16 protein-coding genes and 1 pseudogene (1 of these 17 only partly in view) are annotated in these 21,635 nt (G+C 64.5%); 4 read left to right on the top strand and 13 right to left on the bottom strand.

Features of this window, described 5'->3' with window-relative positions; all coding sequences use genetic code 11:
* Window positions 1-76, top strand: the end of a protein-coding gene (gene thiE / locus KR767_RS03965; RefSeq protein ID WP_250878168.1) for a thiamine phosphate synthase. 563 nt of this gene lie to the left of the window's left edge; 76 of the gene's 639 nt are visible here — the last part of the coding sequence; the start codon falls outside the window, past its left edge; it ends in the stop codon at window positions 74-76.
* On the top strand, window positions 73-1,350 hold the full coding sequence (hemL, locus tag KR767_RS03970) for a glutamate-1-semialdehyde 2,1-aminomutase (protein WP_250878169.1): 1,278 nt from the start codon (window positions 73-75) through the stop codon (window positions 1,348-1,350). The genes thiE and hemL overlap by 4 nt, the downstream gene beginning before the upstream one ends.
* Window positions 1,351-1,538: 188 nt before the next feature.
* Here hemL and KR767_RS03975 read toward each other — a convergent pair whose 3' ends face one another.
* The 5 genes and pseudogenes from KR767_RS03975 to KR767_RS03995 form a co-directional block, all read right to left on the bottom strand.
* Window positions 1,539-2,789 (bottom strand): acetylornithine/succinylornithine family transaminase, encoded by a 1,251-nt coding sequence (locus KR767_RS03975; RefSeq protein WP_250878170.1) that lies wholly within the window; start codon window positions 2,787-2,789, stop codon window positions 1,539-1,541.
* A gap of 426 nt (window positions 2,790-3,215) precedes the next feature.
* A pseudogene (locus KR767_RS03980) lies at window positions 3,216-4,154 on the bottom strand (sigma-54 interaction domain-containing protein); the annotation flags it as partial.
* 210 nt (window positions 4,155-4,364) lie between these two features.
* Complete coding sequence (locus KR767_RS03985) at window positions 4,365-4,967, bottom strand: LON peptidase substrate-binding domain-containing protein (protein WP_166951808.1); 603 nt, start codon at window positions 4,965-4,967, stop codon at window positions 4,365-4,367.
* Window positions 4,968-4,977: 10 nt separating this feature from the next.
* A complete protein-coding gene (gene mpl / locus KR767_RS03990; protein WP_250878171.1) occupies window positions 4,978-6,336 on the bottom strand; it encodes a UDP-N-acetylmuramate:L-alanyl-gamma-D-glutamyl-meso-diaminopimelate ligase in 1,359 nt (452 codons plus the stop codon).
* Between the two features lie 73 nt (window positions 6,337-6,409).
* Window positions 6,410-6,991, bottom strand: a complete 582-nt coding sequence (locus KR767_RS03995; protein ID WP_250878172.1) for an adenylate kinase — start codon at window positions 6,989-6,991, stop codon at window positions 6,410-6,412.
* 180 nt (window positions 6,992-7,171) lie between these two features.
* Here KR767_RS03995 and KR767_RS04000 point away from each other — a divergent pair, with 180 nt between their 5' ends.
* Complete coding sequence (locus KR767_RS04000) at window positions 7,172-8,431, top strand: 6-phosphofructokinase (protein WP_250878173.1); 1,260 nt, start codon at window positions 7,172-7,174, stop codon at window positions 8,429-8,431.
* Window positions 8,432-8,585: 154 nt separating this feature from the next.
* Here KR767_RS04000 and KR767_RS04005 read toward each other — a convergent pair whose 3' ends face one another.
* From KR767_RS04005 to KR767_RS04040, 8 genes are all read right to left on the bottom strand, one after another.
* Window positions 8,586-9,992: a UdgX family uracil-DNA binding protein gene (locus KR767_RS04005; RefSeq protein WP_250878174.1), complete on the bottom strand. Its 1,407-nt coding sequence runs from the start codon at window positions 9,990-9,992 to the stop codon at window positions 8,586-8,588.
* Entirely contained in the window at window positions 9,992-11,206 is a 1,215-nt protein-coding gene (locus tag KR767_RS04010) for a putative DNA modification/repair radical SAM protein (protein WP_425602722.1), read from the bottom strand. Before KR767_RS04010 ends, KR767_RS04005 begins: the two co-directional genes overlap by 1 nt.
* Before the next feature lie 409 nt (window positions 11,207-11,615).
* Complete coding sequence (locus KR767_RS04015; RefSeq protein ID WP_250878175.1) at window positions 11,616-15,713, bottom strand: LamG-like jellyroll fold domain-containing protein; 4,098 nt, start codon at window positions 15,711-15,713, stop codon at window positions 11,616-11,618.
* Between the two features lie 10 nt (window positions 15,714-15,723).
* Window positions 15,724-15,948 (bottom strand): hypothetical protein, encoded by a 225-nt coding sequence (locus KR767_RS04020; RefSeq protein ID WP_250878176.1) that lies wholly within the window; start codon window positions 15,946-15,948, stop codon window positions 15,724-15,726.
* Window positions 15,949-15,950: 2 nt separating this feature from the next.
* A complete protein-coding gene (locus KR767_RS04025) occupies window positions 15,951-16,160 on the bottom strand; it encodes a hypothetical protein (RefSeq protein ID WP_250878177.1) in 210 nt (69 codons plus the stop codon).
* Between the two features lie 2 nt (window positions 16,161-16,162).
* Window positions 16,163-16,981: a phage BR0599 family protein gene (locus KR767_RS04030; protein ID WP_250878178.1), complete on the bottom strand. Its 819-nt coding sequence runs from the start codon at window positions 16,979-16,981 to the stop codon at window positions 16,163-16,165.
* On the bottom strand, window positions 16,971-18,170 hold the full coding sequence (locus tag KR767_RS04035; RefSeq protein ID WP_250878179.1) for a hypothetical protein: 1,200 nt from the start codon (window positions 18,168-18,170) through the stop codon (window positions 16,971-16,973). Before KR767_RS04035 ends, KR767_RS04030 begins: the two co-directional genes overlap by 11 nt.
* Window positions 18,170-21,289 carry a phage tail length tape measure family protein gene (locus tag KR767_RS04040; RefSeq protein ID WP_250878180.1) on the bottom strand — a complete coding sequence of 1,040 codons (3,120 nt, stop codon included), beginning with the start codon at window positions 21,287-21,289 and terminating at the stop codon, window positions 18,170-18,172. Before KR767_RS04040 ends, KR767_RS04035 begins: the two co-directional genes overlap by 1 nt.
* Before the next feature lie 41 nt (window positions 21,290-21,330).
* Between KR767_RS04040 and KR767_RS04045 the strand changes: the two genes are divergently transcribed.
* On the top strand, window positions 21,331-21,615 hold the full coding sequence (locus KR767_RS04045) for a hypothetical protein (RefSeq protein ID WP_250878181.1): 285 nt from the start codon (window positions 21,331-21,333) through the stop codon (window positions 21,613-21,615).
* The last annotated feature ends 20 nt before the right edge of the window (window positions 21,616-21,635 follow it).

Genomic DNA, 21,635 nt, shown 5'->3' on the forward strand with positions numbered 1-21,635 from the left:
CGCCATCTTCGCCGCTGCGGACATCCAGTCCGCCACGCGTCGTTTCGCCGACCTCTTCACCGGAACCACCCGATGACCACGAACCACGAACTCTTCGCCCGCGCCCGCCAGCTGCTGCCTGGCGGCGTGAATTCGCCCGTGCGCGCCTTCAAGTCGGTCGGCGGCGAGCCGTTCTTTACCGAGCGCGCCGATGGTGCTTATCTGTGGGACGTGGAGGGCAAGCGGTACATCGACTACGTGGGCTCGTGGGGTCCGATGATCGTCGGACACAACCATCCTGCCGTGCGCGAAGCCGTGGAGCGTGCCGTGCGCAACGGCCTGTCGTTCGGCACGCCCTGCCCCGCCGAAGTGACGATGGCCGAGACCATCGTAAAGCTGGTGCCCTCGGTGGAGATGGTGCGCATGGTCAATTCGGGCACGGAGGCCACGATGTCGGCCATCCGCCTCGCCCGCGGCGCCACGGGCCGCACGAAGATCGTGAAATTCGAAGGCTGCTACCACGGCCATGGCGACAGCTTCCTGGTAAAGGCCGGGTCCGGCGCGCTCACTTTCGGCGTGCCGACGTCGCCTGGCGTGCCCAAGGCTTCCGCCGACCTCACGCTCACCCTGCCTTATAACGATATCGACGCCGCCCGCCTGCTCTTTGCGCAGGAAGGCAAGGACATCGCCGGCCTCATCATCGAGCCGGTCGCCGGCAACATGAACTGCATCCCGCCGAAGCCGGGCTATCTCCAGGCGTTACGCGAGCTGTGCAGCGAGCATGGCGTGCTGCTGATCTTCGACGAGGTGATGACCGGCTTCCGCGTGGCCCTGGGTGGCGCGCAGGCCCACTACGGCATTACCCCCGACCTCACCTGCTTCGGCAAGATCATCGGTGGCGGCATGCCGGCGGGTGCCTATGGCGGTCGTCGCGACCTCATGGAGCAGGTGGCGCCGGCGGGCCCGATCTACCAGGCGGGTACGCTGTCGGGTAATCCGGTGGCCATGGCTGCGGGTCTTGCCATGCTGGAGCTGATTCAGGCGCCGGGGTTCCACGCCAATCTGGCTGAACGGACCGTACGGCTTACCGACGGTATGGCCGCTGCTGCGAAGAAGCATGGCGTTGCCTTCAGCGTGAATCGTGTGGGTGCGATGTTCGGGTTGTTCTTTACCAGTGAAACGGTGGAGAGCTATGCGCAGGCCACGGCAGCCGACGTCGAGGCGTTCAACCGGTTCTTCCATGGGATGCTGGAGCGCGGGGTGTATCTCGCGCCGTCGGCGTTCGAGGCGGGGTTTGTGTCCAGTGCGCATTCGGATGCGGTGCTGGAGGAGACCATCGCCGCGGCGGACACGGTGTTCGCCGCCCTGTAGGAGCGTGCTTGCGCGCGACCGGGGGTGTCGCAACCATCGGTCGTGCGCGAAGCACGCTCTGACAGGATCGATATCGCGAAAAACCGGTCGCGCGCGAGGCGCGCTCCTACAGGTGTGGGGTGTCGCTGAAACCGGTCGCGCGCGGGGCGCGCTCCTACAGAAAAGCCCGGCCATGGCCGGGCTTTTTATTACGCTACTTTTGCCTGTTTCGCCGCGAATTCGGCGAGCGTGGCGTGCAGGCGGTGCAGCCCTTCGGCCACTTCTTCGTCGGTGATGGTCAGTGGCGGCACGATGCGCAGCACGTCGGGGCCGGCCTGGAGGATGAGCAGGCCGTGGGCGGCGGCGATGTCGAGGATTTCGCCAGCACGGCCTTGATGAGCCGCATCGAGCACCGCGCCCAGCATGAGGCCGCGACCACGCACTTCCGAGAACAGGTGGAATTCGTGGTTGAGCTTGTCCAGGCCCTTGCGGATGTCGTTGGCCTGGCGCTCCACGTTGAGCAGCACTTCCGGCGAGGCGATCTTCCGCAGCGCCACGCGGGCCACGGCCGCCGCCATCGGGTTGCCGCCGAAGGTGGTGCCATGCGCGCCGAACTGCATCACGTCGGCCACCTTCGGGCCCACCAGCATGGCGCCGATGGGGAAGCCGGCACCCAGCGCCTTGGCCAGGGTGACGATGTCGGGGGTGACGTGGTCGTGCGTGTGGGCGAACAGCGTGCCCGTACGGCCCATGCCGCACTGGATCTCGTCCAGCACCATGAGGGCATCGTGGGCGTCGCACAGTTCGCGCACCTTCTTCAGGAAGCCCGGATCGGCCGGCATCACGCCGCCCTCGCCCTGCACCGGCTCCAGCATCACGGCGGCGACGCCACCCTGGGCGAAGGCTTCTTCCAGTGCCGCCACGTCGTTGAACGGTGCGTAGCGGAATCCCCCTGGAAGCGGCTCATAGCCTTCCTGGTACTTCGGCTGGGCCGTCGCGGTCACCGATGCCAGCGTGCGGCCGTGGAACGAGCCCTTGAAGGTGACGATCACGCGGTTCTCGGGCGCACGGCCCTGGCCGGCAGCCCACTTGCGGACGAGCTTGATGGCGGCTTCGTTGGCCTCCGTGCCGGAGTTGCACAGGAAGACGCGCTCGGCGAAGGGCGCGTGCTCCACCAGCTCTTCGGCCAGGCGCAGCGGCGGTTCGGAATAGAAGACGTTGCTGGCGTGCCAGAGCTTGTGTGCCTGGGTGACCAGTGCCTCGACGAGGTCAGGGTCCTGATGGCCCAGCGCGTTGACCGCGATACCGGCACCAAAATCGACATAGTCGCGGCCCTCGCTATCCCACACACGGGCGCCCTTGCCGTGATCGAGGATGACGTCGCGGGGACGGTAGACGGAAAGCCAGTAACGCTTGCCCAGGCCGATGAGCTCGGAGGGTTCGAAAGGATGCGACGACATTGCAACAACTCCGGGACCCGGCCGCAGCGCCGGGACCCAAGCAGGGACGGATGGAATCGCACGGTACGCTCTGCGGTCCGACATCGATCCTTCCCTCGCGAGTGGCAGTCGGACCGGGTCCGTGGGGGCGCTCGCGTGGAATCCACATCGTATAAGGGGTGGCCGGCCGGAACAACGGCCTGTGTAGCGCTCGTGCAACGCGCTGATTCTCACCCGCTACAGCCCTGGCATGCCTGCGCTGGGAAATGGCCTGAAAAGTCCTTGCGAATCAGCCTCTGCTCCGGATGGCACGGCGTTTGCTCCTTCCGTCACCGTGGCCCTGTGAAGCCCGCGGAGTTCGACGTCCGACGACCCTGCCAAGTCCGGCGGCGAATGGGACTCCCGGTTCCCCTGTGAACCGGGAGTTTTTTCACCGGCCCCGTTCCCTCAGCGCAGTTCGTCGAGCACGAGCTGGTGTTTCTTGCAAAGCCGGTAGACGGTGACCCGGGAAACCCGGAGCCGGCGGGCGCATTCGCTGATGTTGAAGGCACTGGCCCGCAGGCAGTCCACGATGGCCTCGCGTTCGGCCAGTGTGCGTGCACCGCCCAGGCTGTCGCGATCGGTGCCGGGCGCATCGGCGTTGAGTTCGAGGTCGTCGGGCGTGATCAGCGCATCGTCGGCGATCACGGCGGCACGCTGCACCCGGTTCATGAGTTCGCGCACGTTGCCCGGCCAGCCGAAGGTGCTCATCGCGCGGCGGGCGGCCGCGCTGAAGGTACGTGCCCGCGTACCGTAGCTTTCGCGGAAGGTGTCCAGGAAATGCTGTGCCAGCAGGTCTACGTCGCTGCCGCGCTCCCGCAGCGGCGGCATGCGCAGCCGCAAAACGTTGAGGCGGTAGAAAAGATCCTCGCGGAAGCGCCCCTGCGCCACCGCTTTTTCGAGGTCTACGTGGGTGGCGGCCAGCACGCGCACGTCCACGCGTATCGACCGGCAACTGCCGATGCGCTCGATGGTGCCTTCCTGCAGCACGCGCAGCAGGTTGGTCTGGGCATCCAGCGGCAGGTCACCGATCTCGTCGAGAAAGACCGTGCCCCCGTCGGCGGATTCGAAATGACCGATGCGTCGCGAGGTCGCCCCGGTGAACGAGCCGCGCTCATGGCCGAACAGTTCGGACTGCACCAGGTTGGCGGGCAATGCCCCGCAGTTGATCGCCGCGAAGGGCCGGTCCTGGCGTGGCGACAGTTGATGGAGGGTGCGCGCCGCCACCTCCTTGCCCGTGCCCGTCTCCCCCGTGATCAGCAACGGAAGCTCCACGGGAGCGAACTTGCGCAGGTTGTGCAGAAGCGTCCCGATAGCCTGGCTCTCGCCCCATATGGCGCGATGGCCCGACGATTCCTCGTGCGACATGACTGTTCCTCACCCCGTGCCCGTGGCCTGCTGCCGGCCCTTGCGGGTGCTCCCTGTCCCGCCGCCGACACCCCTGCAAGGCCGGCAAGCCCCACGCGCCATGCGCCTCGAAAGGCCACGGCGACGGGGATCGACGTTATAACGGCCTGCCGAAAGCGGCCATACGCCAAACGAGCTAGCCCACGTGGCTCAGCCGCGCTGGAAGCGGGGGAGGATGTCGCGCAGTTCCGCCAGGCGCTGGATGGGGTCGTCCAGTTCGAGCATGTGCTGGCACTCGTCGGCGTCCAGCGGCAGCAGTTCGCACAGGCGGAAGCCGACCCAGCTGGCATCGTCCGCACGGCCGGCCACGTCGTGTCGCCACGGCGGCATCATCTGCTCGGCCAGGCGTTCGAGGATGGTGGCCAGCAGGCCGAATTCGGCCGGCACCGGCAGGGTGTCCTCCGGCTGCCAGAGGGTGACATCCCCGCGCACCTGGCCATCACCGCGCACTCGCGTGCGCGACACACGAAAGCGCTGACCACCCTGCGCAACGATGCCCAGCAGGCCGTCCTCGCGCGTGTGGAAATCGGTGATGCTCGCAAGCGTGCCCACGGCGGCCGGAACCGCGGGCTGCCCTGCTTCGCGGCCTTCGAGAATCATGCACACGCCGAACTCGCGGCCGGTGCGGGCGCATTCGCGCACAAGGTCGAGATAGCGCGGTTCGAAGATGCGCAACTGGAGATGACCGTCCGGAAAGAGGACGTTCGCCAGCGGGAACAGCGGCAGGTCGTGTGTGGGCGTGGTTGCGGCCATGCCCGGAAGTCTAACCTGCGTTGAGCGCGGCAAAGAAGCGCCGGGGCGCCCCTTCGAAGCCGCCATTGGACATGAACACCACGTGGTCGCCCTCGCCTGCCGTTGCGGCCAGTGCGGCGATCAGCGCATCGACATCGGGCACCGTACTGCCGCTGCCGTCCAGCGCGCCAGTCACCTTGCCCGCATCCCACGACAGTTCGGGACGATGCAGGAACACCACGCGATCCGCATCCGCAAGCGATGGCGCCAGCGCATCGGCATGCGCACCCAGGCGCATGGAATTCGAGCGTGGTTCCAGCGCCACCACGATGCGTGCCTTGCCGACTTTCGCGCGAAGCCCGGCGAGCGTGGTGGCGATGGCTGTGGGATGGTGCGCGAAGTCGTCATACACCGTGACGCCATTTGCCGTACCGATCACTTCCATGCGACGACGCACGCTGCTGAAGCTGGCGAATGCCGGCAGCAGGGCGACCGGGTCCACGCCCGTCGCGGCCGCCGCGGCCAGCGCCGCCAGCGCGTTCATGACGTTATGCCGGCCCAGCGAGGCCCAGCGGATCTCACCCAGTACGTCGCCCTGCTTCGACACGCGGAAATGCGAGCCATCGGCGGCGAGTAGCTCCGCCTGCCAGTCGCCACGACCGATGCCAAAGGTTTCCACCGGCGTCCACGCACCCATGGCGAGCACGTCGGCCAGATAGGTGTCTTCGGCGTTGACGATCAGCCGGCCATTGCCCGGCACGGTGCGTACCAGGTGATGGAACTGGCGCTGGATGGCGGCCACGTCGGGGAAGATGTCCGCGTGGTCGTATTCCAGGTTGTTGAGGATGGCGATGCGCGGCCGGTAATGGACGAACTTCGAGCGCTTGTCGAAGAAGGCCGAGTCATATTCATCGGCCTCGATCACAAAGGGCTTGCCCTCGCCGCGTCGCGCCGAGACGTCGAAATTGCCCGGCACGCCGCCGATGAGGAAACCCGGCGACTGGCCGGCCGACTCCAGCAGATGCGCCAGCAGGCTGGTGGTGGTGGTCTTGCCATGCGTGCCTGCCACGGCCAGCACCTCGCGACCGCCCAGCAGCGTCTCACCCAGCCACTGCGGGCCGGAGATGTACTTCATGCCTTCGTCGAGCATGTATTCCACCGCCGGATTGCCGCGGACCATCGCATTGCCCACCACCACGAGATCGGGTGCGGGCTGCAGGTGTTCCGGGCGATAACCCTGCATGAGCGAGATGCCCAGCTGTTCGAGCTGGGTGCTCATCGGCGGGTAGACGTTGGCGTCGGAGCCTTCCACCTGGAGGCCCAGCTCGCGTGCGAGCGCGGCGACGCCGCCCATGAAGGTGCCGCAGATGCCGAGGATATGGACGCGCATGCCGTGTTTCATCGCAAGGCGCGACGGCGAGGGCCGTCGCGAAAGGCCCGCCATGAAGGCGGGCCGGTAAGGATCAGGCGCTCACGGCCTTGACCTCGTGGAGGGCCGCCTGGATACGGGCGGTGACGTCCGCGAGGTCGCCCACGCCGTCGATGACCTTGAGCTTGCCGCGCTTGGCATAGAACTCGGCCACGGGGGCGGTCTGGTCGGCGTAGATGCCCAGGCGCTTCTTGACCGTTTCCGGGTTGTCGTCCGGGCGGCCTTCCTTCTCGAAGCGCACCACGCAGCGAGCGATGATGGCCTCGTTGGGCACGTCGAGCTTGATCACCACGTCGAGCGGCTGGCCGATTTCCTTCAGCACCACGTCGAGGGCATCGGCCTGCGCCAGGTTGCGCGGGTAGCCGTCGAGGATGAAGCCGGGCTTGGCATCCGGCTGGCTCAGGCGATGGCGGATGATGCCGAGCATGATGTCGTCCGGGAGCAGCTGGCCGGCGTCCATGAGGGACTTGGCTTTCTTGCCGAGCTCGGATTCCGCCTTGATCTCGGCGCGCAGGAGATCGCCGGTGGAAATGTGCGGAATGCCCAGGGCCTCCTTGAGGAAGACCGCCTGGGTACCCTTGCCCGAGCCGGGGGCGCCGAAGAGGACGAGTCGCATTGATGCTCCGATTTCGCCGCACGTCCGGGATAACCCCGCCGCCGGCCACGAGAAAATGGGTTCCAAGGTAACGGGTGGTGACGCGCCGCGTCAAACGGCTGTTACACAGACGTGGCAGGACGCCGCACGTGCCCCGCTCGCGGTACCCTCGGGGCTTACGACCCGAAAAGGATGCGACGCATGGCCTCCGGCAAACTCCTCTACGCCCAGTCGGGCGGTGTCTCCGCCGTCATCAACGCCACCGCGGCGGGCGTCATCGAAACGGCCCGGGACAAGGGCATCGTGGTGTACGCGGCCCGCAACGGCATCCTCGGCGCGCTGCGCGAGGAGCTGATCGACACCAGCAAGGAAGCCAAGGCCAACATCGCGGCCCTGCGGCATACGCCCGGCGGCGCGTTCGGCTCCTGTCGCTACAAGCTGAAGTCGCTGGAAGAGAATCGTGCCGAATACGAACGTCTCATCGAGGTGTTCCGCGCGCACGACATCCGCACCTTTCTATACAACGGCGGCAACGACTCGGCCGACACGGCCAACAAGGTCTCGAAGATCGGCCAGGCGCTGGGTTACGAGGTGAACTGCATCGGCGTGCCGAAGACCATCGACAACGACCTGGTGGTCACCGACACCTGCCCCGGCTTCGGCTCGGTCGCCAAGTACACGGCCATCGCCGTGCGCGAGGCCAGCCTCGACGTGGCCTCCATGGCCGATACCTCCACCAAGGTGTTCATCATCGAGGTCATGGGCCGCCACGCCGGCTGGATCGCGGCAGCCGCCGGACTTGCCGGCAACAAGCCCGGCGATGCGCCGCACGTGATCCTCTTCCCAGAGAACGTGTTCGACCCCGGGGCGTTCCTGGCGAAGGTGCAGGCCACCGTCGAGAAGGTGGGCTACTGCACCGTGGTGGTGTCCGAGGGGGTGAAGGACAACGAGGGCCGCTTCCTCGCCGAGTCGGGCGCCCGCGATGCCTTCGGCCATGCGCAGCTGGGTGGCGCCGCACCGGTGCTGGCGGCGCTGGTACGCGAGAAGCTGGGCTACAAGTATCACTGGGCGCTGCCGGACTACCTGCAACGCTCCGCGCGTCATATCGCGTCCAAGGTGGACGTGGAGCAGGCCTACGCGGTGGGCAAGAAGGCCGTGGAGTACGCCGCCGAAGGCCTCAACGCCGTGATGCCGGTGATCGTGCGTGTATCCGACGAGCCTTATAAGTGGAAGATCGAAGCCGCACCGCTGGACAAGATCGCCAACCATGAGAAGAAGATGCCGAAGAGCTTCATCTCGAAGGATGGCTTCGGCATCACCAGCGCGGCCCGGCGCTACCTCGCGCCACTGATCCAGGGCGAAGTGCCGCCACCGTATGGCGCCGATGGCCTGCCGGAATACGTGGTGCTGAAAAACGCATCCGTGCCCAAAAAACTCAAGAAATTCAAACCCGCACCGTAGGAGCGCGCCTCGCGCGCGACCGACCCAACCACAACACCAGACACCCCCTCAGCCCTGTAGGAGCGCGCCTCGCGCGCGACCGGGTCTGCGACACAGCCGATCATCGGCAGACCGGGCAGCATGTCGCATGAACGGTCGCGCGCGAGGCGCGCTCCTACACGAGTTCTGGGGTGATCAGGCTTAGATCGCGGACGAAGTCGGCGTAGGCGCGTTCGCGTGCGGCTGGGTCGGGCAGGCGCAGCAGGTAGGAGGGGTGCATCGTTGCCATGGCCTTGCGGCCGTCGGGCAGCTCGATCCACTGGCCGCGCTGCTCCATCAGCTTGAACGATGCTCCGAACACCGCGTGTGCAGCCATGGCGCCCAGGCACACCAGCGCCCCGGGCCGGATGCGGTCGATCTCCGCCGCCAGCCAGCGCCGGCAGGCGGCCTGTTCTTCCGCGTTGGCCCGCTTGTGCAGGCGCATCTTCCCGCGCGGTTCGAACTTGAAATGCTTCACCGTGTTGGTGACATAGAGCTTGTCGCGCGGTACACCCGCCTCCCCCAGCGCCCGGTCGAACAACTGCCCCGCCGGCCCCACGAAAGGCTTGCCGGCCAGATCCTCCTGGTCGCCTGGCTGCTCGCCGATCACCACCACGCGCGCATGCGCCGGGCCCTCGCCAAACACCGTCTGCGTGGCGGGTTTCCACAGCTCGCAGGCACGGCAATCCTGCGCCTGCCGGCGCAATGCCGCGAGGCTGCCTTCGGGCGCGTCGTCCGCCGCCTTCTGCAAGGGGGTGATCTTCTTCCGGGGCACCGTGGCCTGTTTCTCCACCATCGCCTGCATCCTGGGCAACGCATCGCGCACCAGTTCGGGAATAAGCCGCGCCTCCGGCAGGTTCTTCCAGTATTTCACCGGCATCTCGCGACGCATCGCATCCACCTTCAGCCGGGCCGGATTGAAAATGCTCGCGTAATAGGTGCGCCACAGATCTTCCAGCGCATCATCCGTCGGGGCATCCTCGCGACTCGCACCCGGCCCGAAAGAAAGCGTCGCGCCGTCCCAGTGGGCGGTGCGTGACGGCGTGAGCAAGGACCAGCGCATGCCCGTGAACCGGCGCACGAAGAACGGCGCCACGCGACGCACGATGTCATGCGCCGGCTCGAACCAGGCCACGTAGACGCTGCCACCTTCCGTCGTCACCTCACGGAAGCGCACGAACGCCTTCATCTTGTGCGCATCGCGGTTGACCTGCCGGGCGCAGGCGTGCGCCCAGATCACATCGTCATCGGTGGCGATGCTCAACAAGCCTTTCTCGCCATGGGTCAGCCGCCACAGCATGCGGTAGAGCACCGCGTGCCGGCGCTCGTCGCTGTGCGTGAGCACGACGGCCGCCAGGTCGAGGAAGGTACGCGGTACCGCAGGCAGGGCAATATCGCGTGGCGAAGGCAAGGCAACGCCTCCGAACAATCCCTCCCCTTGCCAGGCCACGTCACGAGGATCTACCCCGGCAAGCAGCAGGGCCCGTGCCTTGGTCCGCCACTCGTCGAAGTCGGACGCATCGTCAAGAACGACGCCGTACATCAGCCAAACAAGTCGGGCTGCGCGGGTTCGCGCAGGTCGCGGCGCAGAACCTGGCTTTCGTGGTCGCCACGCGGGCGGTGATCCAGCGTCTGCACGAAGGGCGCCACCTTTTTTACAGGCACGCGCAGTCGGATCAGGTCGTCGTAGCGAATGCGCTTGTGCATGCGCATGGCGATGAGCTTGTCCACCGTTTTCACACCCAGCCCGGGCACGCGCAGCAGCATGTCGCGAGCGGCCCGGTTGACGTCCACCGGGAACTGCTCGCGATGACGCAATGCCCAGGCCAGCTTCGGGTCGATATCCAGCGGCAGCATGCCGTCGTTCCCCGCCGGGGCGATCTCGTCGGCGCCGAAGCCGTAGAAACGCATCAGCCAGTCGGCCTGGTAGAGCCGGTGCTCGCGCACCAGCGGCGGCGGCTTCAAGGGGAGGATCTTCGACGCATCGGGGATGGGACTGAAGGCCGAGTAGTAAACACGGCGCAGCTGGTAGTTGTTGTAGAGGTTGCTGCTGGTCACCAGCACCTCGCGGTCATTGGTGCTGTCGGCGCCCACGATCATCTGCGTGCTCTGCCCGGCCGGCGCAAACCGTGGCGCCTTCGCTTCGGCCTTCGCCTCGTCGATGGCAAGCCGCAGGCGGCCCATGGAGCGACGGATGTCGCGCAGATCCTTTTCCGGCGCCAGCGATTTCAGGCCACCTTCGGTCGGCATCTCCACGTTGATGCTGAGACGGTCGGCCCAGCGGCCGGCCGCATCGATCAGCTCGGGCGAGGCGTCCGGAATGGTCTTCAGGTGGATGTAGCCGCCAAAGCGATGCTCGGTGCGCAACGAGCGCGCCACATGCACCAGCTGCTCCATCGTGTAGTCCGGCGAGCGGATGATGCCGGAAGAAAGGAACAGGCCTTCGATGTAGTTGCGCCGGTAGAACTCCAGTGTGAGGTTGACCACTTCTTCCGGCGTGAAACGGGCCCGCCGCACGTTACTGCTGCGCCGGTTCACGCAGTAGGCGCAGTCGTAGACGCAGAAATTGGTGAGCAGGATCTTCAGCAGGGAGATGCAGCGCCCGTCCGGTGCGTACGCATGGCAGATGCCCATGCCTTCGGTCGAACCGATCCCTCCCGTACCGAGCGAGTTACGGCCCTTGCCGCCGCTGGACGAGCACGAGGCATCGTATTTCGCGGCGTCGGCCAGGATGGCGAGCTTGTCGGAGAGGTTCATGGGTGAATATATGGTGCCGTATCCGCGCCGCCACGGCGTGAACATGCAGGAGCGCGCCTCGCGCGCCACCGGATTGGCGCGAATATCCGGGATTTTCGCGAAAACCTGTCGCGCGCAAGGCGCGCTCCTACAATGGGGGATCGTTAGCCGGAGCTTCCCATGGACCTGATCATCCGCCACGCCACCCTGCCCGACGGGCGCCGCGACATTGATATCGTAACGCGCGCCTTGATAAATCCCGGCCGAATGGCTTGATAACTCGGCTTCGTCGAACTTTCGCATGGAGAAAGAAAATGCCGCTAGGAGAAAATGTTCCCAGCGGCACCAAGGCAACCAGTGGTAAGGGGCAGAACAGGTCGGCGGGTTCAGCTTGTTCATCTACCCAGCGCCCTCTTGGTACGATGAGGCACTACAGGGCGTAGACCCTAACAGCCTTAACGTCGATCACCGTACCTTCGTTGCCATAGCTAAACCAGCCCGGCCGCCACGAGGTGAACGCGCTGTTACTGACAGTACCGATATACGTCCCGTTGACCCGCAAGGTGAAATTGCCCCTGCCGTCAGCTTCCCATCGCACTGTATACGTCTGGCCCACGACCACATCACCGGGACCGATATCACTACCGCTGCCTTCGGAGCCGTCGTTCCAGGTGGACATGCCCCACTTGGCCTGTAGGTGGTGCACACGATACCCATGTTGCCCTGAGTTGCCGCTGTCGATGTACAGACCCCAATGCTTAAGGCTACCTCCCGCAACGTAGACGATATCGGACTCGATCGCGATCGCGCCGGTGAAGGAGCCCCAAGCGTCCCAGGAGACAAAGTTGGATAGGTCGCCACCTGATATGCGCAGCGCCTGAGTGTCCGCTTGCCAGGCGATCTTCGGGTTGGATCGACGGATCGACCACTCCCCGCTGGCCGGAGCCGAATCAAAAGTGCGTTGCTGAACCAACTTTGGCTGCGCCTGACCGGCCTCGTAATAGGCCACCGCACGGTCTGCCCCGAGCACCTTGTCGTTCAGCGAGACATCGGCTATCGCCCCGATCCACTGGTAATCCGCGTGGCCATCGTAGGACTGGTAACAACCAATGCAGGCAGGGGCACCTGACGATCCAGCCGTGTCGGCGCTACCGATCGCAATTAGAACCCCGTCGACATATAGCTTGATGTTGTTGCTCGTAGCTGTGGCATCCACCGTGGCCATCACCATATGCTTTGCGTTGTCGGCGATCGACGCCGAACCACCGACGCCAATGACGGTCCCCCGTACGCTAATAAAGACCGGCACGCCCTGTTGCAGTCGGAGTTGGAACAGACGCTGCGAGCGCTCATCGTCGATGGCCACAATCTCCCGGGTGGCGCCCTTGTCTGTGGTCTTGATCCAGGCAACGACGGTGTAACTGCCCTGGATAGTGGGCATTGGCGCAATCATGCCAGCCGGGTTCGCCCCGCTCTTGGCATATGAGCGAGACGCGCCGTACACCAAGCTTGGGCCTGGCTGAAGCCCTGCATCTGCAGACAAGACCCGGTAGGTACCGTGGCGGGAATTTCCACTCGCGTCACTTGCAACGCTCCCGTCCGCTACGCTGTCCTGGAGGCGCCACCATGCGATCGGGGCATCGGCCGCCACCACGGCGGCGTAAGACGTGCCTGCCGCCGCTATGTTGATGGCATCAGCCAAGGTGACCGTCTGGCCGGTGGCATCCGTGACCACGATGACGAACTGACGGGAGCCTTCAGCGGTAGGCGTGCCAGCGAGCTTTCCGCTATCGACATCCAAGGTCAGGCCATCTGGCAGCTGACCGGACTGGATAACCCACTGATAGGGCGCCTGGCCACCCGTCACGGTATAGGTATAGGCGTAGTTACTTCCGACCAGGCCATCAGGAGCGTCCCCAGTAACGACGATCTTCACGGTGTAGCTGAAAGACGCCACCGCACTCTGCCAGCTCACCTGACCGCCGCGAGAAGCAATGACCTCAACCTTTGCATTGCCGTTGGCGCTCAGCGCGCCTGTCCAGCTTTTGCCGGCGAGTCCACTCTGATCGACGACCTTCGTGCCCTCAAGGTAGATACGGACGGTGTAGCTGGTACCCGGTTCGGGTCCCACGTCCGGTTGCGAGACATCGACCAACTGGTCGGCCTGCAGCAGTCGATCACGATGGGCCCAGGTAACGCTCAAGGCACCTGTCACCTGTGAGGGATAGGGATGACCATTGATCTGAAGATTGCCAGGCGGGTAAGGCCTGTGCGCTCGTTCAGCAAAGGGTGCCGTCAATTCTGGAGCATTCGCCAGGCCCAAGGTTCCCGTGCGCGTGCGGGTCAGTAGCTTGGCGCGCACAGTGTCGCCGCCGACATACTCTCGATTGTCCGTTCCCGTCCAGTCGCCGACGAAGTAGATACGCGAGCCATCGGCGTGTTGCCAGGGAACCGTATCGGCACAGGCCCTGCCCAGCAGGATCGTGCCTGCCACCGGATCCAAGGCATCCACGCGAACAATCTCGTCGTCCCACAGCGCCCAACTGCCAGTCTGCACCCGATCAAGGTCCTGGCCAGCGGTAATGGAGAACGTCTTGGCCAGGTAGTCGGCTTTTCCACTCACGGTCGCTGTGGGGCACCAGTCGGCAACGTCGTAGGTGGCGTAATTCTCACCTTGAGCCGCAGTTGCAACCAGGTAGTTCGGTCCCGAGGAAGCACGTGCGGCCATTGTGACCAGGTAGCCGGCCTCCGCTGGGAGGGCCGCGAGATCGCCGTTGGACAATGACGCGACCAGCTCGACATACGGCGCCTCGATCGCACGCTGGTACAGCGAGGGCAACGGGGTGTCGTCTGGAGGCGTCCAGGTGCCATTCTCCGGCTGGACGTAGGTTGTCTCCGGCATGCCATAGATGTTTTGTACGGCCACGATCTTCATCTGCCCGTCCGTGGCCGTGCCGTGGTCGACGCTGCCGATCACCACCACCATGTCGGCGATCCCCTCGCTTGGCAGCATCACACGTCGATTCATTCCTGGGCGCAGGCCCCGGTGGGTAGCCCGCACGGTCAACGTGAGCTTGTGCTGTGGGACCGTTACCGCCTTCAGGTCGCGAGAGGCACACCGCAATGCCAGGCCCTCGGTCGGAATCTCGTGGTACTGCGGCGTATCGGCCGCGATCACCCGACCGGCGCTTCGCACGTTGCCCATCGCGAAGATCGGGGCTGTGGTGCGTACTTCTTTACTCGTCGGGTCGAACCATTCCACGCTCAGGCGGTTGCCGGTCTCGGTAATGACACTAGGATCCTGGACGAATGATATGACATCGTCCTCGCCGATCACCGGCAGACTTTCCCGGTCGAAATCGCCCCGGATCAGGTCAAGGTAGTACAGGCCATCAACGCGGCTCTGGCTCAAGCTGGCACCGATTAGGGTGCAAATCCGCTGCTGGAATTGCAGTGGGGTTTCGCTGCTGCTGTCGTACTCGGTGCAGATCCCAAACCCTTCGCTCCACAGCGTGTCTGCGGCGGCCCGAAAACTACCGTCATGGATCATACCCACCGGCTCGCCTTGTAAGTCCTCATGGGTGACGCTGTCGTACAGGACATGGGCGGGGTTCATGGCGTTCAGACCACCACCCGGCGTCAGCTTGATCGCCGCATACGTATAGTCACCTGAGCCGGTTTCTGCGTCATCGTCTCCACGCAACACGAGCGTGTTGATCCCTACGCGCATTATCGATGCGGGGATCGTGAACGAGACCATTGACCTGGTGGTATCGGTCGGGGGCAGAACCATGCGCCCGTTTACCCACACGGTGGCTTGGTTATCGATGAAAACGGTGAGGTTGACCTCCTGTGCAGCTGTCGCTGTGAACTGCCGTCGAAGCCAGATCCGGGAGTTCAGTGGCCACCGCGTCGACATGACGGCAGGGAAGCCGGACGCTTCGGCATAGGGTTGGCCTGGGGCACTGGCGAACGGGGCCTTGCCGACGGACCAATGGGAATCGTCGTAGGCCTCAGCGGAGTAATCGGCACCGTCATTGAGGGAGACGATGCGATAACGCCATCCGTCCGACAGCGGGCCCAGTTCCGCATCGGACACAATATTGGACATGTCAATGACGGCACGCTCGGGATACCACACCACCCCATCCTGCCAGTCGGCCAGGATGCGCTCGACCTTGGCGCTCACCGGCTTGGGATTGGCTACATACGCTCCGAAGCGGCCGCCCCGCCAGCATGTGGTCAGCTTGCCGCGACGGGCACTCTGCCTTTGGCCGAAGGTGGCCAGCATGTAGTCGTTGGGTTGCTGGCTCTGTTGCCCGAACATCACATCCATGTCGCCCACCAAGCCACCTTGGCCGGAGGTATCTTCACCACCCCACAGGTTCGGCTGGTTGATGCGGATGCGGCCGCTTGCGGTGAGGCGGCCGCGCCAGGCAGTCAGGCCACCCGCACGAAACTCCAGGAAGGCGTCGATGGGTCCCTTACACCAGCCAAAAAGCATGGCCCAGTTGTACCAGTAGCCCATTGTCTGTTTCTTACGCGATCCCACGTGCGGCCTCCTGCGCGCGCGCATGGGCGACCACGGCCTGTGCAAACGGATCGCCGATGCGCTCCAGGACTTCTACATCGATGCCCTCATGGCGGAAGGCATGCCAGTCCAGGCCATGCCGATCAAACCACGCCCTGGCCCCACGCCGGCATAGTCCTGGCGCGGGGCTGAAGCCCTGAATGCCTGCAAGGTGTTCAAGCGTTACGTTCATGGTCATTTCTTGATGGGCGTTTCGCCCATCTCCTTCATCGCCAATTGCATGGGATCGTCAATCCACACCGTGCCGTACACGCGGCGCAGGCGCTTACCGTCCTTGACGTCGGGCACCGTACCCTTCTGCGCTCCAGGTCCTTTCGGGATCGACGGTTGCATCGCTACCGACACAATCAACGAAACCACGATAACGGCGATCAGTGCCCACATCGTCAGACCACCATGTTGCCGTCGTAATAGTTACGTCCAGGGATATCCAGCTCACCGCCGTAGTTGTCGGTGTTGCCGTAGTACAGGCAGTCGGTCCACGTCTGGCTGCAGCCGGGATAGGCCGTTACGTTCAGGCCCGGCTTGAGATCGTCGCTGCCGTAATCCAGCACCAGGGTGGATCCGCGATGGCTGTCGATGCTGCGGTGTTCAATGAGTCCATCGGCGCGTACCCATTCCATGTCGCCGCCAGCAAATCGACCCGCCGGAAGCGAGGCGAACGACGGGGCCGTCACGGCAAGGCCGGCCACGTCGGCCAGAACCGCACGCACCGCATGCGCGGCCCGGTCAACGTTGCATTTGCCGTTGCCCTGGGAATACAGCATCAGGTCACAGCTGCGCTGAAATGTCCGGCCACCGTTGCCACGCTTTGCGGTGGTCGAGGTCGGTTCGCTAGTCAGAGAAAGGGTGGTGTCGTCGTACTTCGGTTGAATGACGCGCCCAACCCAGTCGACCAGCAGGTCGTCTTCGCCCCAGTGCTGCGTCATGATGGTGATCGCAACCGCATCGGCCGGAGGATACGGGCGCCAATTCTTGGCCACCTCCAGCGTCTTGGGCATTTTCAGTGTGATGCTGATTTTGTTCTGCTCGCCACCGTCCTGGATGCGTGTGTGCGTGATGGGGGCCGGAGCGTACGCGTTCCCTCCCACGAACAGCAGTCGATCCGCGTCGGTATAGCGCCAGGTCTTCGTCCCACGAGTGAATACGTAGAGCTTGTACGGCTGGCCTTGGTCTTGGCTGGCGTCACGTGCTTCAGAGGTCATGACGAATTCCTGCCCACTGGGTCGTGGCGTGAGCCACACCCTCGATACCGGTGATGTGCTCCAGGGCCACTGTATCGGCCGCCTGTTCGGCCAGCGTCATGAAATTGATCGCACGCACCATTCGACGCTGCACCGAGAGGCCCAGCGGGCTATCCAAGGTCAGGATCTCCGTGGTGCCGGCCTCGATGCTGGCGGTGATCCGCCGATAGAGGACGGTGCCGTCAAGGAGTTCTATGCGGATGTCTCGCCGGTTGCTTTGTTGCCGGCCGAAGACCGCATACCCGCTCCATTCCACATTCAGCTGGTTATCGCCGGCAGCTGCGCCACTGGCCAGCAGCAGGTCGGCGGCAAAGCTCGGTACCCATAGGGTGCCCATCCGGCCGCGCAGCCAGTACATAAGCGAACGGAAATCGCTGTGTTCGGTCCGGCCGTGTAGCTTCCAGTTGTGGCTCTGCAGGCGAAACGCACGCCCTGGCAGGTCGATGTAAGCGACGGTGCCAGTCTGCGCATCCACCTGTTGAATTGACCGATCGAAGCGGCCGGTGGGATCTTCGGTCTCGTCGTGGCGAGATTCCAGGACCGGCATACCTCGATACATCGCCGACGGTGCCACGGCAGGCCAATCGCAGGGTTCGTCGACCTGCATAGTCACCGTCATCCGAGTGGCCGCGTCAGTGCGGTATGTGGCGTCGATGGCAGCCGGGATACGCGCTGTACGCAAGGGATAGAGTCGGCAACCCGGCCCCCAGGTATCGAGTGTGGGCGAGGTAAACGTGAGCTTGTCGGAACCAACGCCCGCGATCGTCACCACCTCCCAGCTATCGATCGAGCGCCAGAACAACGCCCGCCCGCCAGCAACAAAGTCACGGCCCGACGTCGCACACGTCGTGCTCAGGCTACCGGGGGCGGTCGTTGTGACCAGGAACTGGCCGTCGGGCCAGATCGGCAATGCCCACGGCCTGCTGCCCTGGTCAAAGCGCAGTGCATCGAGCAACCGATGCTCGGCGTCGCTGGCCAGTACCTGGAACTGGAAGGTACGGCGAGGTGCCCGGCGCAGCTGCCGCTTCTGGCGGGCCCCATTACGGGCACTCATGTAGTCGGTCAGCCAGCTCAACGTCTCGCGTACCGGCTGGCTCCAGTCCGGCGGGACTGTCCAGGGCACCACATCGCCATAAACGAAACCGCCCATCAGGCACCGATCCCCGATTTGACCTGGGAGCCGTTGGCCACCACGTGGCTCACCACCAACCGTTCCCCTACTGGCGTACTGAGGATCTTCTCGGCCAGATCGTTGGCATCGAAGGACGTCAGGAAACTGAAGTTGTTATGCACAGCCGGCGCTGCACTGGCTTCGGTACCGTCAGGAAGACGTGCCACTGACGAACTAGGCGCGGCGACCCGGGGCGCATCCCCGATGGGATTGACGTAGCCTCCATCGGCATACCCCGGCATCTGCAACGTGCCGGCGGCGATGGCGTGTCGCAGGGCGAAGAAGCCTCCGGGGCCGCCCAAAGCGCCGACCTCTTGCTGGTTCAGGACGCCTTCGCCCGCATGCACGATGCCGGCCGGCTGGAACTTGCCACCTGGCCCGGTATAGCCGCCTTCGGCGTATCCCTTACCACTGGAACTGGAACCGGAGCTGGAACCGCCGCCGGAGAAGGTGGCGCCGGCGATGATGCTGGCAATCTGTACGCCTTGCGCGATGGCACCAGCGATAAAGCCGATGTTCGCCGGAAATCCACTCTCGCTGGCCTTAGCCACGTTGACACCCAGGGAGATCGCCGCCTGAGCAATGGCAAAGGCCTTGCTTAGTGCGAAAAGTGCGCGGTACTGAGCGCTCTGCTCGCCGTACGCTGACTTGGCGATGTCCGCGAGGTTGGCGAACCCATCGCTGGCGGCGGCCAGGGCAAGCTGCTGCTGAGCTTGCGTGATGGCCGCGGTTTGCTCGGCATACTGTTGGGCGATCTCGGCTTTGCGCGCCTGGTAGACCTCTTCGTTGGCCGTATCCTGCTGGCGGAACGCTTCGTTGGCCGCGAGCTGCTGCGTGTGCCAGGTCTCCAGATCCTGAGCCGCCTTGAAGCTCTTTCCCAGTTCGCCCGCTGGACCGCCGACGACCGCATCCACGCCTTGGTATTTCGGCGCGGCCACCACGCTGTTCTGACCGACACGCTGTAACGCGTCGTGGTACTGCTGAGCATTGATGGTGCCATTGGCCAGAAAGGCATTGAGTTGCTTGATCTGATCGATGGCCGTCTCGACCTTGACCTCGCTGGGCGTGCGCAATGCCTCGCGCAAGGTCTCCCACGCCTGGCGGTCCTTGTCGATGATCTTGTCGATCGCGGCATCGCGAATCGTGCCGGCGAGGGCGACCACTGCGTCCCGCTGGGCGTTGATCGAGGCGATGTTGGCGCCCGGTGCCTTCTTTGCCTGCTCGGCCTGGGCATTGGCCTTGTTCACGGTGTCGTTATAGCGGACCCACGCGGCAGCGGTCGGATCGAGCTCGCCCTGCAGTTGGGTCAGCGACTGCAGAAGCTGCTCCTGGGCAGCGGCAGCGGCCTTAGCTTCGGCAGCCGCTTCACGTTCGGCGGAGCGATCCGGTCGGCCAGCCGACTTCTGCAGGGACGCGGCATACGCACTGACGGCAGCGCGTAACTGCGTGGCGCGTTGAGCGTTCAACTCGTCTGCCTTACCCGGCATGGCTTTGATCGCCGCGTCGAAGTTGGCATTGATATCGTCGAGCTCCTTTTTGTATTGATCCGCCGCCGTGGCGTACTTCGCGTGCGTTGCCGCAATGCGATCCAGCGCCGCGTTGCCCTCAGACTGTTGTCGTTGGTGAGCAGCTTCGGCCTTGGCAGTGGCTTCCTCTGCCGCTTGTTGCTCTTTAAGGGCGGCGATCCTCTGATCGACGCCGGCGATGTACTTCTCGCCCAGCCCGAATCCAATCGACTCGTAGTAACCGCGCAGGGCATACAGTTGGTTGAGCTGCTGCTGCGTGACCTGGGAGCCCAGGTTGGCGATGAGCGCGCCGCCCTGCTTGATTTCATCCCATACGCCCGAGACCTCCGCCTTCAGCGCTCGCCATGCGTTCTGGATAATTCCCAGGTTGGCCACGTCACGCGCGCGCCGTGCCTCGAAGGCGTCGGCAAGTGTGCGCTGTGCGAGCGCTTCCGCTGCCGTTTCCTGGCCCTGTTCCTGCAAGGCGCGGATCTGTGCATACACGCTGGTTTCAAGAAAATGGTACTGGTCGTCGAGCGCCTTGATGGCGCTGACAGGATCCTTGGACAGGCTTACAAACTTGGCCACCGCATCGTCAATGCTTTTGCCGGTGACTTCCGAAAACGCCACGGCGCCACGTGCCGCTACGTCCAGAGTATCGCCACTGATGCGGCCGGATTCGGCCAGCAATGCCACGGCTTGAGCCGAATCACCGAACGCCCCGGTGGCCTGGCCAATGCTTGATGCAAGCACGGAGAGCTGCGCACCGGTCTTGCCCGCATAACCGCCGGTTTGATTCAGGGCCTCGTTGAAGCGTTGTTGCTGCTGAAAACCTTCGACCGTTCCAACCACCAGGATGCCGACGACAGCCGCCAATGCACCAACGCCGACCACCGTTGGGCTGATCAGACTGGCGAGACCCTTGAGCACACCACCGAAACTGCCGAAGCTGTCGCGCAGCTGGCCACCCTGCTGCAAGGCCACCTGCATCACCGGTTGGCCAGTGGCCAGGCCCGTGACGATATCGGTGATCTGTGCCGGCAGCTGGCGCATGGCTTGGCGCGTCTGGCCGGCGGTGACACCGAGGTTGCCCAGGGCCGCGCGACTCTGGTTCACCTGATTCTGGTAATGAGCCAAGCCCTCATCGTCCAGCAACCCGGCGGAACGGTATTTCTGCAGCTTGGCTTCCTGCTCGTCCAAGCGATCCAGGGCGGCCACCGTGGGATCGATCTCACCCAGCAGCTTCGCCAGTTCGGCAGTCTGCTCGCGAAGCGTCGCGTTCGTTGCTCGCCCGGTATTGCCCAGGCCAGAGACCGTCCGACCAAGTCCCTCGACGGCCGCGCCCGTACCCCTACCACTGGTCCCCAGGCCATCTACCGCGCGTCCGAGGTCATCAACGGCGGCACCGGTGGTGCGACCGCGCTCGCCTAAGTCCTCCACCGAGGATTCCAGATCATCCAGGGAGGGACCCGCCTTTTCGGCAGTGGCGCCCAGGTCGTCGATCGCCTCTTTGATGCCGTCGACGTCCCCACGTGCCTTGTTCAGGTCCGTCTTGATCTGCAGGGCGATGGCGATGGTGCGGTCATTTCCCATCGGGTTACACTCCGGCCGTCCACCAGGAGGGGAGCTTGCCAATGGCGCTGATCGCATGCCGCGACTGCGGTAAAGATGTTTCTGACGCGGCACCCGCGTGCCCACACTGTGGCCGTCCTGTAGCGGCCACAGTCATCGAGCAAACCAGCAAAGACATTAAGCGGCTGAAGATCATGGGCGGTGTCGTCTTTGTGTTGGGTCTTGTGATGTTTCTTGTAGGCGGCATGCTGTTCCCTCAGTTTCTGGAAGCAGGCATGTTCGTCATGGCGGGTGGCCTGGCCATTTACGTCCTGGCGTCTTTCCAGCGCTGGTGGCGACACGGCTGAGCTTTAGCTCTTGCGCAGAG

The organism is Luteibacter anthropi (assembly GCF_023699965.1).
GTDB classification, from domain to species: Bacteria; Pseudomonadota; Gammaproteobacteria; order Xanthomonadales; family Rhodanobacteraceae; genus Luteibacter; species Luteibacter anthropi.

Coding starts and splice junctions, on each gene's coding strand:
- hemL (WP_250878169.1), top strand. CDS start 73: ATGACCACGAACCACGAACTCTTCGCCCGCGCCCGCCAGCTGCTGCCT.
- KR767_RS03975 (WP_250878170.1), bottom strand. CDS start 2,789: ATGTCGTCGCATCCTTTCGAACCCTCCGAGCTCATCGGCCTGGGCAAG.
- KR767_RS03985 (WP_166951808.1), bottom strand. CDS start 4,967: ATGGCCGCAACCACGCCCACACACGACCTGCCGCTGTTCCCGCTGGCG.
- mpl (WP_250878171.1), bottom strand. CDS start 6,336: ATGCGCGTCCATATCCTCGGCATCTGCGGCACCTTCATGGGCGGCGTC.
- KR767_RS03995 (WP_250878172.1), bottom strand. CDS start 6,991: ATGCGACTCGTCCTCTTCGGCGCCCCCGGCTCGGGCAAGGGTACCCAG.
- KR767_RS04000 (WP_250878173.1), top strand. CDS start 7,172: ATGGCCTCCGGCAAACTCCTCTACGCCCAGTCGGGCGGTGTCTCCGCC.
- KR767_RS04005 (WP_250878174.1), bottom strand. CDS start 9,992: ATGTACGGCGTCGTTCTTGACGATGCGTCCGACTTCGACGAGTGGCGG.
- KR767_RS04010 (WP_425602722.1), bottom strand. CDS start 11,206: ATGAACCTCTCCGACAAGCTCGCCATCCTGGCCGACGCCGCGAAATAC.
- KR767_RS04015 (WP_250878175.1), bottom strand. CDS start 15,713: ATGGGCTACTGGTACAACTGGGCCATGCTTTTTGGCTGGTGTAAGGGA.
- KR767_RS04020 (WP_250878176.1), bottom strand. CDS start 15,948: ATGAACGTAACGCTTGAACACCTTGCAGGCATTCAGGGCTTCAGCCCC.
- KR767_RS04025 (WP_250878177.1), bottom strand. CDS start 16,160: ATGTGGGCACTGATCGCCGTTATCGTGGTTTCGTTGATTGTGTCGGTA.
- KR767_RS04030 (WP_250878178.1), bottom strand. CDS start 16,981: ATGACCTCTGAAGCACGTGACGCCAGCCAAGACCAAGGCCAGCCGTAC.
- KR767_RS04035 (WP_250878179.1), bottom strand. CDS start 18,170: ATGGGCGGTTTCGTTTATGGCGATGTGGTGCCCTGGACAGTCCCGCCG.
- KR767_RS04040 (WP_250878180.1), bottom strand. CDS start 21,289: ATGGGAAATGACCGCACCATCGCCATCGCCCTGCAGATCAAGACGGAC.
- KR767_RS04045 (WP_250878181.1), top strand. CDS start 21,331: ATGGCGCTGATCGCATGCCGCGACTGCGGTAAAGATGTTTCTGACGCG.